12 protein-coding genes and 2 pseudogenes are annotated in these 14,031 nt (G+C 39.8%); 2 read left to right on the top strand and 12 right to left on the bottom strand.

Annotated elements, in window-relative coordinates; all coding sequences use genetic code 11:
• Positions 1–4: 4 nt before the first annotated feature.
• The 3 genes from sodA to HMPREF9180_RS04920 all read right to left on the bottom strand — a co-directional run bounded on the left by sodA (position 5) and on the right by HMPREF9180_RS04920 (position 2,685).
• The gene (gene sodA / locus HMPREF9180_RS04930; RefSeq protein ID WP_006145387.1) at positions 5–610 is read right to left on the bottom strand and encodes a superoxide dismutase SodA; all 606 of its coding nucleotides are present in this window, start codon (positions 608–610) and stop codon (positions 5–7) included.
• Positions 611–679: 69 nt separating this feature from the next.
• A complete protein-coding gene (gene holA, locus HMPREF9180_RS04925) occupies positions 680–1,717 on the bottom strand; it encodes a DNA polymerase III subunit delta (RefSeq protein WP_006145386.1) in 1,038 nt (345 codons plus the stop codon).
• Positions 1,718–1,749: 32 nt separating this feature from the next.
• On the bottom strand, positions 1,750–2,685 hold the full coding sequence (locus HMPREF9180_RS04920; protein ID WP_006145385.1) for a dihydroorotate oxidase: 936 nt from the start codon (positions 2,683–2,685) through the stop codon (positions 1,750–1,752).
• A 219-nt stretch (positions 2,686–2,904) separates the two neighbouring features.
• Between HMPREF9180_RS04920 and gdhA the strand changes: the two genes are divergently transcribed.
• Entirely contained in the window at positions 2,905–4,251 is a 1,347-nt protein-coding gene (gdhA, locus tag HMPREF9180_RS04915) for an NADP-specific glutamate dehydrogenase (protein WP_006145384.1), read from the top strand.
• A 93-nt stretch (positions 4,252–4,344) separates the two neighbouring features.
• Here the strand turns inward: gdhA and alaS are convergent, their stop codons facing one another.
• The 7 genes and pseudogenes from alaS to budA all read right to left on the bottom strand — a co-directional run bounded on the left by alaS (position 4,345) and on the right by budA (position 10,970).
• Positions 4,345–6,963, bottom strand: a complete 2,619-nt coding sequence (gene alaS / locus HMPREF9180_RS04910) for an alanine--tRNA ligase (RefSeq protein ID WP_006145383.1) — start codon at positions 6,961–6,963, stop codon at positions 4,345–4,347.
• Between the two features lie 16 nt (positions 6,964–6,979).
• Positions 6,980–7,465 (bottom strand): LURP-one-related/scramblase family protein, encoded by a 486-nt coding sequence (locus tag HMPREF9180_RS04905; protein ID WP_006145382.1) that lies wholly within the window; start codon positions 7,463–7,465, stop codon positions 6,980–6,982.
• A gap of 289 nt (positions 7,466–7,754) precedes the next feature.
• Positions 7,755–7,982, bottom strand: a pseudogene (locus HMPREF9180_RS10130) (spermidine/putrescine ABC transporter substrate-binding protein); the annotation flags it as partial.
• A pseudogene (locus HMPREF9180_RS04900) lies at positions 7,975–8,295 on the bottom strand (ATP-binding cassette domain-containing protein); the annotation flags it as partial. The pseudogenes HMPREF9180_RS10130 and HMPREF9180_RS04900, both read right to left, overlap by 8 nt.
• A gap of 161 nt (positions 8,296–8,456) precedes the next feature.
• Positions 8,457–9,362 (bottom strand): UDP-N-acetylmuramate dehydrogenase, encoded by a 906-nt coding sequence (gene murB, locus HMPREF9180_RS04895; protein ID WP_006145379.1) that lies wholly within the window; start codon positions 9,360–9,362, stop codon positions 8,457–8,459.
• A 114-nt stretch (positions 9,363–9,476) separates the two neighbouring features.
• On the bottom strand, positions 9,477–10,229 hold the full coding sequence (locus HMPREF9180_RS04890; protein WP_006145378.1) for a YhfC family intramembrane metalloprotease: 753 nt from the start codon (positions 10,227–10,229) through the stop codon (positions 9,477–9,479).
• A 12-nt stretch (positions 10,230–10,241) separates the two neighbouring features.
• Complete coding sequence (gene budA, locus HMPREF9180_RS04885) at positions 10,242–10,970, bottom strand: acetolactate decarboxylase (RefSeq protein WP_006145377.1); 729 nt, start codon at positions 10,968–10,970, stop codon at positions 10,242–10,244.
• Between the two features lie 136 nt (positions 10,971–11,106).
• On the opposite strand from budA, the gene HMPREF9180_RS04880 reads away from it, so the two are divergent.
• Positions 11,107–12,381: an aminotransferase-like domain-containing protein gene (locus HMPREF9180_RS04880; RefSeq protein ID WP_025168646.1), complete on the top strand. Its 1,275-nt coding sequence runs from the start codon at positions 11,107–11,109 to the stop codon at positions 12,379–12,381.
• Positions 12,382–12,401: 20 nt separating this feature from the next.
• Here the strand turns inward: HMPREF9180_RS04880 and HMPREF9180_RS04875 are convergent, their stop codons facing one another.
• On the bottom strand, positions 12,402–13,217 hold the full coding sequence (locus tag HMPREF9180_RS04875) for an ABC transporter substrate-binding protein (protein ID WP_006145375.1): 816 nt from the start codon (positions 13,215–13,217) through the stop codon (positions 12,402–12,404).
• A gap of 157 nt (positions 13,218–13,374) precedes the next feature.
• Positions 13,375–14,028 carry a phosphate signaling complex protein PhoU gene (gene phoU, locus HMPREF9180_RS04870; RefSeq protein WP_006145374.1) on the bottom strand — a complete coding sequence of 218 codons (654 nt, stop codon included), beginning with the start codon at positions 14,026–14,028 and terminating at the stop codon, positions 13,375–13,377.
• Between the last annotated feature and the right edge of the window lie 3 nt (positions 14,029–14,031).

The following is a 14,031-nucleotide window of genomic DNA, read 5'->3' as shown; positions in this document are numbered from 1 at the left end:
TGCATTATTTAGCTACTGTGTAGAGTTCGTTTACTTTATTCCAGTTAATCACTGAGAAGAAAGCTTTGATGTAGTCAGGACGAACGTTGCGGTATTTCACATAGTATGCATGTTCCCAAACGTCCAAGCCCAAGATTGGTTTCTTACCTTCTGAGATTGGTGTGTCTTGGTTTGCTGTTGAAGTCACTTCAAGCTTACCTTCTTTGTTAACAACCAACCATGCCCATCCAGAACCAAAACGAGTTGTTGCTGCCGCAGTAAATGCTGCTTGGAATTCTTCGAATGAACCGAAAGTTTCATTGATTGCTGCTGCAAGTTCTGCTGAAGGAGCTGTTTTTTCAGGAGTCATCAATTCCCAGAAAAGAGCGTGGTTCAAGTGTCCACCACCATTGTTGATAAGTGCTTGACGGATATCAGCTGGGATAGAATCTACGTCCGCAAGCAATGCTTCGAGGTCTTCACCAATTTCAGGGTGTTTTTCAAGAGCTGCATTTGCGTTGTTTACGTATGTTTGGTGGTGTTTGTCATGGTGCAAGTGCATTGTTTCAGCATCAATGTATGGTTCCAAGGCGTCGTAAGCGTATGGAAGATCTGGTAAGATAATAGCCATCTGTAATACCTCTTTTTCTTTCTATATAAAAATGATAACGCAATCATCCTGTTTTTTCAAGTTTTTTGCTCAATTTGACTGGCTCGCAATCTGCAATAAAGCTTTCTCAAACAAGTACCCTTTTTCGTAAACACCAGTCTTAATTTGGTAATCTGCCTGGATGAGATGACGAATAGAATCCTGTAAGAAATTCAAGGACAATCCTCGCGTGTCACGAAGAGCAAATTTGATTTGATAGGGATTCGGATTGCGACCAAGATAGTGACCTAAACTGCTGACCATCTGAGACTCTGTTTGGCCAGATTCTTGCAAAATTTTCACTTGTGTATAGAGTCTGAACTGCCCCAGCATAATGGCAATAAGTTTAATCTCATCTTCTCCCTGCAAGGTCAAATCTTTGACTAAATCACGCGCCTGATCAATCTTATCTCCTAAAATCAATTGGGTTAAATCAAAGATATTATCCTGCAAAGTCTTTGGAATGGCTTCAACAATATCTTCTTCTGTTATCAGACCACTATCCTTATAAGATTGTAAGAAGAGCAGGTTTTTCTGAATTTCACTGAATTGAAAGCCTGATTTGATAAGCAACTGTTCAAAGGAATTTCCATCAAAAGTAAGTCCTTGTTCCTGAGCCCACTTTTGAAAATAGGCTCTCAACTCTTGCTCTTTTGGCTCGATAGCTTCAAAAACTGCCGCATCTCGCTTAAGCAATTTGACCAGACGTCTCTTGCTGTCTAACTTCCCTTCAGCAAAGATTACTAATTTGCTTGAAGGTAAAGGATTTTCCAGATAGTCTTCAAAAGACTTAAGTTCATCATCAGTTAGATAGCGTTTTTTAGCTGTCGTTATATCGAGAAAATGATCTAAAATAACAATTTTTTCATCCGCAAAGAAAGGAAGACTGACCAGCTCTAGTTCCAAGCTTTTATAGTCTACTTCTTTCATGTAAAAATAAGCAAAATTCAAATCTGCGGGGTCGTACCCTATTTGCTTTAGAACCTGAGTCTTCATGATGTCGTACTGTCCTTGATCAGCCCCTGTAAACAGGGTCAAACTAGGAAGGTTCGCTAAGGATAGCTTTCGACTTTCTTCTATGGCTAGCATTTGTTCTCCTTTCTTTATAGTTTCGCTTTTATTTAATCAATATACTTCAATTTTCCACGGAAATCCTCTAGGCTTTCATATCCCTTTTCCGCCATGATTTCTTTGAGCTCGTTTGTAATACGCTCAAAAGCAGCTACTCCTTCTTTGTGAAGTGTAGTTCCAATCTCAACCATGCTGGCACCACATAGGATATGTTCAAAGGCATCACGTCCTGTAAGCACTCCACCGGTTCCTATGATTTGAATTTCAGGTTTGAGACGTTGGTAAAAAGCATGAACATTAGCAAGGGCTGTTGGTTTGATGTATTCTCCACCAATTCCACCAAAGCCGTTCTTAGGTCGAATCACGACAGACTCATCTTCTATATAAAGGCCGTTTCCAACTGAATTTACACAATTCACAAACTTAAGTGGATACTGGTTAAAAATTGCTGCAGCTTGGTCAAAGTGAACAATATCAAAATACGGTGGCAACTTAATCCCCAAAGGTTTAGTAAAGTAAGCAAAAACTTCAGACAAAATTTTATCAGTCGTTTCAAAATCATAAGCAATCTGAGGTTTTCCTGGAACATTTGGGCATGAGAGATTGAGTTCGGTTAAACCACGGAAATCACTTTCTTGAACCTTTTTCAAAATAGTATGAGTTTCCTCTGGAGACATTCCAACTAAAGATAGAAAGAAAGTACGGTCTGGTTCCTTATCTTGCAATTCCAAAAGATAGTTCAAGTAATAGTCTAAACCATGATTTGGTAACCCCATAGAATTAATAGAACCAAGCGGTACATCGTGATAACGTGGTTCTGGATTACCTTGACGAGCCTCCAATGTTGCTGTCTTAGTCACAAAAGTTCCTGCAGATGACTGCTTGACTTCCTCCAACTCCTCAATAGTCATGCAAGCCACTCCTGCTGCATTCATGAGACAGTTGTCAAATTCAAAACCAGCAATTTCCGTTTTTGTCGATACCATTGTTCTGCTCCTTTAGTTTCTCTTATTTTTATCATTATACCATATTTTTCTCTTTTCTTTTTTTAATAACTGATTTCAAATGCTGCCCAAGCGCTTTATAATCAGTATTTTCTAGAAATTGAATGAATTTTTAGAAAATTCTACTTTTTTCTTTACAAGCGCATATTATTCTGCTATAATGTCTCATGTAATAAAATATGACAACAAAAGGAGAACGATATGACATCTGCTAAAGAATATATCCAAAGCGTGTTTGAAACTGTTAAAGCTCGTAATGGGCATGAGGCTGAATTCCTTCAGGCAGTCGAAGAATTTTTCGGCACATTGGAACCTGTATTTGAAAAACATCCTGAATACATTGAAGAAAACATCTTGGCTCGCATCACTGAGCCTGAACGCGTGATTTCTTTCCGTGTTCCTTGGGTAGACCGTGATGGAAAAGTGCAAGTAAACCGTGGATACCGTGTTCAATTCAACTCAGCTGTTGGACCATATAAAGGTGGACTTCGTTTCCACCCAACTGTAAACCAAGGGATCTTGAAATTCCTCGGATTTGAACAAATCTTTAAAAACGTTTTAACTGGTCTTCCTATCGGTGGTGGTAAAGGTGGATCAGACTTCGATCCTAAAGGCAAAACTGACGCTGAAGTCATGCGTTTCTGCCAAAGTTTCATGACTGAATTGCAAAAACACATCGGTCCTTCTCTTGATGTCCCTGCTGGTGATATCGGTGTTGGTGGACGTGAAATTGGTTACCTCTATGGTCAATACAAACGCCTTCGTCAATTCGACGCTGGTGTCTTGACTGGTAAACCTCTTGGCTTTGGTGGTAGCTTGATTCGTCCTGAAGCAACTGGTTACGGTTTGGTCTACTATACTCAAGAAATGTTGAAAGCTCACAATGATAGCTTCGCTGGTAAGAAAGTCGTTGTATCTGGTTCTGGTAACGTTGCTCAATATGCAGTCCAAAAAGCAACTGAACTTGGTGCAACTGTTATTTCAGTATCTGACTCAAATGGTTACGTGATTGATGAAAACGGAATCGACTTTGATCTTCTTACAGATGTGAAAAATAACCGTCGTGCTCGTTTGACTGAGTACGCTGCAGAAAAACCAACTGCTACTTACCATGAAGGTTCTGTATGGACTTACGCAGGTAACTACGACATCGCCCTTCCATGTGCGACTCAAAACGAAATTGACGGCGATGCTGCAAAACGTTTGGTAGCCCAAGGTGTGAAAGTTGTTTCTGAAGGAGCAAACATGCCAAGTAACTTGGAAGCTATCCATGTTTACAAAGAAAATGGTGTCCTTTACGGACCTGCCAAAGCTGCTAATGCTGGTGGTGTTGCTGTATCTGCTCTTGAAATGAGCCAAAATAGCCAACGCCTTTCATGGACTCGCGAAGAAGTAGATACTCGTCTTCAAGGTATCATGACAAATATCTTCAATACTGCTAAAACAACAGCAGAAACTTACGGTCTTGGTACTGATTACCTTGCAGGTGCCAATATTGCAGCCTTTGAAAATGTAGCGAATGCTATGATTGCTCAAGGTCTTGTTTAATTCCTAGTAACTATATAACTCCTCACATCTCGTGTGAGGAGTTTTTCTTATCCACAGAAAAAGACCTATCCGAGTGGATAGATCTTTATTTTCTTACAATTTATCTGCTACGGCATCCAACAATTCTTGGATTTTCGCTTGGTTGCTTCCTCCTGCCATGGCCATGTCTGGTTTACCACCACCACGTCCATCGACAATTGAAGCCAATTCTTTAACCACATTACCTGCGTGTACATCTTTTGTCTTGCTGGCTACTAGAACATTTACCTTGTCACCAATCGCTGCGACAAGAACAAGAACATCAGAGTAGTCTTTTTGTTTCCAGTTATCTGCGAAGGTACGAAGGGCACCAGCATCTGATACAGAAACTTGGCTTGCGATAAAGCTGTGACCATTCGCTTCTTGAACATGTTTGAAGACATCACCAGCTGCCACTGCTGCTGCTTTTTCCTTCAATTCTGCATTTTCTTTTTGAAGTTGTTTCACTTGTTCTTGGAGAGCTTCCACTTTATGAGGAACTTCCTTAAGTTGAGGAGCTTTCAAAGCAGCTGCAGCCACTTTAAGAGCATCTTCTTGTTGGCGATAAGCTTCAAAGGCTTCTTTACCGGTCACTGCCAAGATACGACGAGTTCCTGAACCGATTCCTTCTTCTTTGACAATTTTGAAGAGGCCAATCTCAGAAGTATTGGCAACGTGAGTACCACCACAAAGCTCAATAGAATAATCACCAATGGTTACTACACGGACATTTTTACCGTATTTCTCACCGAAGAGGGCCATTGCTCCCATTTCTTTAGCTGTATCGATATCGGTTTCAATTGTCTTGATTGCAATAGCTTCCCAGATTTTTTCATTGACTTGTTGTTCAATCGCACGTAATTCTTCAGGAGTTACGGCTTGGAAGTGTGTAAAGTCAAAACGGAGGAATTCTACTTCGTTGAGAGATCCTGCTTGAGTCGCATGATTTCCGAGAATGTTATGAAGAGCTGCATGAAGCAAGTGAGTTGCTGTATGGTTCTTCATAACGCGGTGACGACGATTGGTATCAATAGCCAAGGTATATTCTTGGTTCAAAGCAAGAGGTGCCAAAACTTCAACAGTATGGAGTGGTTGACCATTTGGTGCTTTTTGAACATCTGTAACATTTGCTACGACATTCCCTACAGCATCCAAGATTTGACCATGGTCCGCAACCTGTCCACCCATTTCAGCGTAGAATGGAGTTTCAGCAAAAATGAGGGAAGCAGTTCCTTCGGATACAGCTTCTACTTCTGTATTGTCCGCTACGATAGCTACCAACTTAGAAGACAATTGGCTAGCATTATAGTTAAAGTGACTTTCAACTGTGATATTTTGAAGAGTTTCATTTTGCATGCCCATAGATCCGCCTTTGACAGCTGATGCACGCGCACGTTCTTGTTGTTCCTTCATAGCTGCTTCAAATCCGTCACGATCGATAGTCATACCAGCTTCTTCAGCGATTTCTTCTGTCAATTCAACTGGGAATCCATAAGTATCGTAAAGTTTAAAGACGTCTTGTCCATCGATAACAGATTGACCTTTGGCCTTCAAGTCAGCTACGATACCTTGAGCAAAGTGTTGACCTGAGTGAAGGGTACGAGCAAATGACTCTTCTTCACTCTTAACGATTTTTTCGATAAAGTCACGTTTTTCAAGCACTTCTGGGTAATAGCTTTCCATGATTTTTCCAACAGTTGGAACCAATTTGTAAAGGAAAGGTTCGTTGATCCCCAATTTTTGACCATGCATAGAAGCACGACGGAGGAGACGACGAAGGACATAGCCACGTCCTTCATTTCCTGGAAGAGCCCCATCACCAATCGCAAATGAAAGAGAACGAATGTGGTCTGCAATGACCTTGAAGCTCATATTGTCACCATCTGGATCGTAGGTTTTTCCAGACATCTTTTCCACTTCACGGATGATTGGCATGAAGAGGTCTGTTTCAAAGTTGGTCTTCGCTCCTTGAATAACGGCTACCAAACGCTCTAAACCTGCGCCCGTATCAATGTTCTTGTGTGGCAATTCCTTGTATTCACTACGAGGAACAGCAGGGTCTGCGTTAAATTGTGACAAGACAATATTCCAGATTTCGATGTAACGGTCATTTTCGATATCTTCTGCAAGAAGACGAATACCGATATGATCTGGGTCAAAAGCTTCTCCACGGTCAAAGAAGATTTCAGTATCTGGTCCTGAAGGTCCTGCACCGATTTCCCAGAAGTTGTCTTCGATTGGGATCAAGTGACTTGGATCTACTCCAACTTCCACCCAGCGGTTGTATGAATCCTTGTCATCTGGATAATAAGTCATGTAAAGTTTGTCTTTAGGAAAGTCAAACCATTCTGGACTCGTCAAGAGTTCAAATGCCCAAGTGATGGCTTCATCACGGAAGTAATCACCGATAGAGAAGTTCCCCAACATTTCAAACATGGTATGGTGACGAGCAGTCTTTCCTACATTTTCGATATCGTTGGTACGAATTGCTTTTTGAGCATTGGTAATCCGTGGATTTTCAGGTTTGATGGTTCCGTCGAAGTATTTCTTGAGGGTTGCAACCCCTGAGTTAATCCATAAAAGGGTTGGATCGTTTACTGGAACCAAGCTAACAGATGGTTCTACTGAGTGGCCTTTTGTAGCCCAGAAATCAAGCCACATTTGGCGAATTTGTGCACTAGATAGTTGTTTCATTTGTATCTCCTTTTTACTAATTTGAGTCTCTTTCTAGCATTTCTACATAGTCGATAGCGACACACAGGGAAATGACTAGGTCTGCATAAGATTCGTCGTAGACTGTTACGGAATAGGTAGAAGTTAAATGGAAGAGTTCCTTGGCGATTTCCGCAATCACTTGGTCACGGTCATCCAGAAGTTTAAAGTTTAAATCCCAGACGTTCCCTTCGATACGAAGACCAAAGTTGTCAAATTCATACTTATCTCTGAAAAAAGTCAACTTCTTTCGGATGTAAAAACTATCTCCATTGCTTAGTTGAATCTCAAAGCGTGGCATGAAAGTCACCATTTCTTTACTAATCTCACTGATCTGTTCTCCAGCAGCATCATAGATGGTAAAGGTTTTAGGTAACTTGAAAAAAGAACCCTCAACTTGATAGGCGATATTGCCCAACTCATCCTTGATATCAAAGCGTTCGCCACCTAGGCGAAATTTTTGTTTGACAAGAAATTTTCTCATAGGCACCTCTAAAAATAAAAGACAAATCCATATCACGAAGGGCGAAAAACCGCGGTACCACCTTCATTCAATGAACTTGTCATTCTTTGATTCTTATGCAATTGTTACAATCGAGTAGCATGATTTTCTATCTTAGATGGCTCGCAGCACCGCCAATTCTCTGAACTAAGATGGGGAGAAAATCAATTCTCAACCATACTATTATACTGTTTTTTTAAGTTTGAGTCAACTGGAAAAACCAACAAAAAAACGAACCAGCTTAACTAATTCGTTTCTATATATTCTACTCCTACTTCCGATACATCTTAAACTGTAGGAAGAGATCACTGTAGATCCCAGTCCACTGGCGGTCAAACTTATCATAGACTTCTAAGTGCTTCATCGTTTCTGCATCTGGATAAAAGGACTTGTCCTCTTTTGTCGCCTCTGGGAGCATTTCCTTAGCAGCATTGTTTGGTATTGAATAGCCGACATACTTTGCATTCTTGAGAGCATTTTCAGGCTTCAATGCGTAATCGCAATGGAAAGGCAACATTTTCAAAGACATTCATATGCGGAAACAAGGCATAAGATTGGAAGACTGTATGAACATCGCGCTTATTAGTTGGGATATCATTGATTCGCACGCCATCCAGTAAAATATCTCCAGTCGTTGCGTCTAGCAAACCGGCGATGATATTGAGAATGGTTGATTTTCCTGAACCAGATGCTCCTAGTAGTGTGTAAAACTTTCCTTCTTCCAACTCAAAATTGATATCTTTGAGAACCTTGGTGTTGCTATCTTCAAAAACTTTAGAAACGTTTTTGAATTCGATAATTGGTTTTTTCAATTGGCATTAATTCCTTCTTTTTCATAGATTAACAGATCAGGGCTCTGTCAGGCCGCTACTACCTCTTGTAGGAGATTGAACTGCCTACATTCTTCTGCACTACCGATAGGCTTTCACCCCCTCGACATTCTAGTTAGTAGCAGCTAAGCTATTTCTAGTAATTACTCGTGTTCACCCAAGATACGAACTTCCCGCTCAAGGGTGACACCTGAATGTTCTTTAACTTTTTCAATGACAGACTCAATTAAGTCTTCATAATCTCTTGCTGTACCATCAGCAACATTGATCATAAAACCAGCATGTTTCTCAGAAACTTCTACTCCACCGATTCGGTAACCCTTTAGACCCGCTTCTGAAATCAATTGCCCTGCAAAATGCCCAACTGGGCGTTTAAAGACAGAACCACATGATGGGTATTCCAGAGGTTGTTTAAGTTCACGAAGGTGAGTCAAGCGTTCCATTTCTTGCTTGATGACCTGATGATTCCCTGGAGCTAGGGCAAATTTAGCAGATAATACAATTGCTCCAGAATCTTGAACAAGAGAATGACGGTAACCAAATGCTAAGTCTTTGGCAGATAAGGTTTCGATTGCCCCTTCCTTGGTCAAAACTTTACAAGACTGCAAGATATGAGCAATTTCTCCACCATAGGCACCTGCATTCATAAAAACAGCACCACCGACACTACCTGGAATCCCGCATGCGAACTCAAAACCTGTCAAACTATGACGGAGAGCGATACGAGTGGTTTCAATCAAGTTTGCTCCCGCTTCTGCCTCAATCGTATAACCATCAACTGTGACGTTATTCAACTTGTCACACATAATCACAAAACCACGAACGCCACCCTCACGAACGATAATATTACTGGCATTTCCGAGAACCATCCATGGGATATTTTCTTGATTGGCAAATTTAACGACTCGAGCCATCTCGTAGCGATTACGAGGAAAAACTAAGTAATCTGCCTTTCCTCCGACTTTGGTATAGGTATAAGTTTTCAATGGCTCATCGAATCGAATATCGATTCCTTCTAAGGTCTCTTTTAATTTATCTAATACAGTCATTTTTCTTATCCTTTTATAAAATTCATTCCATTATACCATTTTTAGTCTTTTTTTTCGATGATTTGCTGAGCTTTTTCTCTAGCAAAATTAAAAAGAGGCTAAGCCTCTTTTAGTTTATCGTTTTTTATAGAAGACTGACTTTGTAAAGTATACAAACAGGACAACTTCCACTGCCAGCAAACCTTCCACTAAGAGAGGATTTGAAATCCAGCCAACCTGTGAAAGACTCGGAGCCAAATCAAATAGGGCATGTAGACCATAGGCAGCCACTAGGTAAATCCAATTCTTTTGACGAACTGCTTGATAGACCCAGATAGTGAGACCGATTTGCATAATCAGAGCAAGCACACGTTCAACACCTAGTAAATAGACCTGCCAAGCAGATAGAGATTGAACTGTTTCAAGTGTATTTTTGGGAAGGAGATTTGCCAAATCTGGATTTGAAGACTCTAACATCGAAAAGAGTATCAAAAGACTAATCAAACTGCCTATTCCAAGGTAGAGCAACTCCAAGCCACCATGACCAAGTCCATAGGCGAGGGCATCTGAATCTTCTAAGGTTCTCTTTTTTTCTAACCAATTAAAGAAAACAAGACGAGCCGTTTCTTCAAAGATAGCTGCCATGGCGATTCCATATAGGACGTATAAAAAAGGGTGCTCCTGCATGAGCGAAATGGATCCATCTTTTTGAGGATGAAGAACCAGAAGGTGAACAATCTTCTCTAAAACTTGAGAAGAAACAAAGAATGCTACTGCCCCAAGGCCTAGTACCGAAAGGTTAATCTTGTATTTCTTTTTTGCATACCAAATGGCTGCTATAAGAAATACAAATAAAGCTATCATTGTGATTATTACATGAATTTTCATACCTTGCACCTCTTACTCTGCTTGTTCGATATCTTTTTTCATCTCATCTACATTAAACTTAGCAAAAAGATATTTACGATCTTGAACAGGGAAACGTTGATCCAGCTGATCGACAGCTCCAACCTCTACGATTCCTTCCTTGATGACAAAGTCCATAACGTGACCACCAAAGGTTAGATCATCTGAGATAAAGTGCAGATGGTAACCGGCAACACTAACACCATGGAAAATTTCAGGGGTCCAGAAACCAACAATAGTTCCTGATACATTGTCGCAACTATATTCAGGCTGATGTGTTGCAACCTCAGCAAACTTCGTTTCTGTCGTTGATTTTGGTATCATACGAACATGCATATGTTTAAAATCACCATGAACCTTAATCGAACGGAAAAGATTCTCTCCATCATAGTAGGACTCAATACGTTTTTCTAGTTCCTGGTCAGTCATTTCAAAACGCTGGCGGAAAATAACTTCTGCCTGATGGGGTACAACTGCCGCATAAGGAATCAGTGCATCTGATGACACTTCAACGATTTCAGGTTTTTCACCTGATCCCTTGGCCTGATAAGCTTTTCCATCTAAGACAATCAATTCTCCATCGATAGAATCCAGAGTTCCTAGCCCCAAATCACCATGTTCAAGCAATTCACCAACGGTCATGGTTCCACCATAAAGTCCTGCCATCAAGGCTCCCAAAGTATTGTATTGGAATAATTTAACTGGTTCTTGCACCTTAATCATCATCTCACTATTCTTTGAAAATTTTACTTACTAAGTATATCATAATTCTTCATATAATTGAACACTAGACTACCTTTTAACATTGCCAAACGTCTAAAAAAAGGGTACAATGAAACAAAATCAAGTGAGGTCCGGAATGAAGCAAGAAAGCAAGTATGAACAAGTTGTTCACTATCTGAAAGAAGAGATAGAATCAGGAAAACTTCAAACAGGAAGTCGCCTACCTTCTATCCGAAAACTCAGTCAGGACTTCCACTGCAGTAAGGACACTATTCAGCGTGCACTCTTGGAACTCCGATACGAAAAGTACATCTACCCTAAACCTCAAAGTGGTTATTATGTTTTAGAGCAACAAACTCGGCACGAGGACCTCTTAATCTCAGTCAATGATGAACATCTCGCTGCCTATGATGATTTCCGCCTGTGTGTCAATGAAAGCTTAATTGGGCGAGAAAATTATCTCTACAACTACTATGAGCAGCTAGAAGGCTTAGAAGAATTACGCCAGTCTGTTCAAACATTGCTCTTTGACCAAGCAATTTATAGTAAATCAGACCAGTTAGTCATCACAACCGGAACACAACAGGCACTGTTTATTCTTTCTCAAATTGACTTTCCAGGTAAGGGCCAAGAAATACTGGTCGAGCAACCAACCTATCACCGAATGAACCAACTTCTGCTGGCTCAAAATCTTCCCTATCAAACCATTGAACGTCGGGTCAACGGCATTGATCTAAAAGAACTTGAGGATCATTTTAAAAGTGGAAAGGTCAAATTTTTCTATACCATCCCACGTTTCCACTATCCTCTAGGACATTCTTATTCGGAAGAAGAGAAGCGTGCTATCCTTGACTTAGCTACCAAATATCAGATTTATATCGTTGAGGATGATTATCTAGGGGACTTGGATCCTAAATTGGGGCAAACCTTTCATTATCTGGACCAGCATGATCTAGTCATCTATATCAAGTCTTTTTCTACCAGTATATTCCCTGCCCTTCGGATCACTGCTCTCATACTTCCTAACGCTATTAAGGAAGCTTTTGTGACCTATAAAAACATTCTGGACTATGATAACAACCTCATTATGCAAAAGGCTTTATCACTCTACATTGATAGTCAGCTTTTTGAAAAAAATAGATTAGCAAGATTGGCACTTCAGGAAAAGAGTCAAAGACACATCCAACAACTTTTAAAAAACCATCCCATTCCCCTACCTTGCTATCCACTTCATGATGGACTTCTGATTGATCTTAGAAACTATGCTAAGATAGCTAGTCTTAAACACAGTTCTTTAAATCTTGATTTTTTCGAATCATCCTATATAAGAACTTGTCCTTATCAATATGTAAAAGTTCCCATTGAAAATCTTGAAGCAACATTAAAATACCTAAAAACAGAGCTGGACTAAAATCCAACTCTGTTATTTTTTTATTGTTCTACTTCTGTTAGTTTAGAAGCTTTTTCAAGATAAGTTTGGTAAGTTCCGTCATCTTTTAATTTTTGAATGACCTTATCAACCACTTCCTTCAAATCTGAGCTGCCTTTTTTGATAGCTACAGCATTTGCTTCGCCTTCTTTCATGGTCAAGCTTACAGTAGCAACTGCCAAATCAGAGTTTTTACCAGCATAGCTTAGAGCTACTGGCTCGTCCATATGAACAGCATCAACCTTACCGGATTGAAGTTCATTGACTGCTTCCCCCATGTTAGTCAAAGATGTTAACTGCGCATTTGGAAGTTGTTCTTTGACCATAGATTCAGGAACAGTTCCTTTTTGAGCTGCAATATTAGCACTTGCAATAGAGTTCAAATCCTTGTATTTTTCAAGGTCTGACTTTCTAATCAGGAAACTCATTTTGTTTTCATAGTAAGGAATTGAGAAATCAAAAACTTCTTTTCTTTCGTCAGTTGCACTAATTCCCGCAATTGCCAAATCTGCTTTACCTGTTTGAAGGCTTGTTAAGACATTATCAAAACTCATACTAGAAACTTCAAGTTTCACTCCGAGTTCATCAGCAATTGCTTGAGCCATATCTATATCTGCACCTACAACCTGGTTCTTACCATCCACTAAAGATTGAAATTCAAATGGTGCATAGTCTGGACTAGTTGCGACTACTAATTTTCCTTTTTGTTTGATTGCCTCTACTGCTGACTGTGAACTTGAGTTAGACGATTGGCAAGCCACTAAAAAGAAGCTTGCAATTAAACTACATAAGACAAATATCCATTTTTTAAAATTCATAAATAAACAACTCCTCTGTTAATTTTGTATAATTATAACTCTTTAATCGTTGTTTGTCAAGCATGATTTTAATATTTATTTATTTTTTCTATTTTCTTTTACAAAAAAGGAGCTTTTATACATTATTTCGCTCCTATTTATGTATATTTAATCAATTTTACAATTCTACAATCTTACCTGTTTCAAAGTAAACAACCCATTCACAGATATTCTTAGCATAATCACCGATGCGCTCCAAGTAAGAAATCACTTGTAAGTAATCACGACCTGTGACAATGGCATCTGGATTCTTTCTGATTTCTTCAGTTGCCAAATCACGAATGCTTTCGAAATAATGGTTGATTTTTTCGTCATTGGTTGCAACTTCATAGGCCTTATCAACTGACCCGTTTAGGTAAAGTTCGAGGGTTGTTTCTACGAAGTCTTTAACATCACGTCCCATCTTTTTGATTTCTTCTTCGACTGCTGGGATGCGTTGTTCACCCTTCATACGAATAGTTGCCTCTGCAATAGATACCGCATGGTCTCCCATACGTTCTAGGTCAGACACAGCTTTTAGGACTGTCAAGACTGTACGCAAGTCTTGTGAAACTGGCTGTTGAAGGGCAATAATTTCAAATGATTTTTTTTCTAATTTTACTTCATATTCATTGACTTCCGCATCTTCTTCGATGACTTCTTTTGCCAAATCACGGTCATGGGTTACAAAAGCACGCACGGTCCGGTTAATCTGTGAAAGAACTTCCTGACCCATGGCATAGAATTGGTTATGCAATTTATCTAAATCTTCTTCAAATTGAGATCGTAACATCTT

Origin of the sequence: Streptococcus peroris ATCC 700780 (assembly GCF_000187585.1) — a bacterium.
Lineage (GTDB): Bacteria > Bacillota > Bacilli > Lactobacillales > Streptococcaceae > Streptococcus > Streptococcus peroris.
Note: the sequence above shows the minus strand (reverse complement) of the source record. Positions and strands in the feature narration are given on the sequence as shown.

Excerpts from the sequence above, each read along its gene's own strand:
- sodA (WP_006145387.1), bottom strand. The coding sequence starts at position 610 with ATGGCTATTATCTTACCAGATCTTCCATACGCTTACGACGCCTTGGAA.
- HMPREF9180_RS04905 (WP_006145382.1), bottom strand. The coding sequence starts at position 7,465 with ATGAGAAAATTTCTTGTCAAACAAAAATTTCGCCTAGGTGGCGAACGC.
- HMPREF9180_RS04920 (WP_006145385.1), bottom strand. The coding sequence starts at position 2,685 with ATGGTATCGACAAAAACGGAAATTGCTGGTTTTGAATTTGACAACTGT.
- murB (WP_006145379.1), bottom strand. The coding sequence starts at position 9,362 with ATGACTGTATTAGATAAATTAAAAGAGACCTTAGAAGGAATCGATATT.
- alaS (WP_006145383.1), bottom strand. The coding sequence starts at position 6,963 with ATGAAACAACTATCTAGTGCACAAATTCGCCAAATGTGGCTTGATTTC.
- phoU (WP_006145374.1), bottom strand. The coding sequence starts at position 14,028 with ATGTTACGATCTCAATTTGAAGAAGATTTAGATAAATTGCATAACCAA.
- holA (WP_006145386.1), bottom strand. The coding sequence starts at position 1,717 with ATGCTAGCCATAGAAGAAAGTCGAAAGCTATCCTTAGCGAACCTTCCT.
- HMPREF9180_RS04875 (WP_006145375.1), bottom strand. The coding sequence starts at position 13,217 with ATGAATTTTAAAAAATGGATATTTGTCTTATGTAGTTTAATTGCAAGC.
- HMPREF9180_RS04880 (WP_025168646.1), top strand. The coding sequence starts at position 11,107 with ATGAAGCAAGAAAGCAAGTATGAACAAGTTGTTCACTATCTGAAAGAA.
- HMPREF9180_RS04890 (WP_006145378.1), bottom strand. The coding sequence starts at position 10,229 with ATGAAAATTCATGTAATAATCACAATGATAGCTTTATTTGTATTTCTT.
- gdhA (WP_006145384.1), top strand. The coding sequence starts at position 2,905 with ATGACATCTGCTAAAGAATATATCCAAAGCGTGTTTGAAACTGTTAAA.
- budA (WP_006145377.1), bottom strand. The coding sequence starts at position 10,970 with ATGATTAAGGTGCAAGAACCAGTTAAATTATTCCAATACAATACTTTG.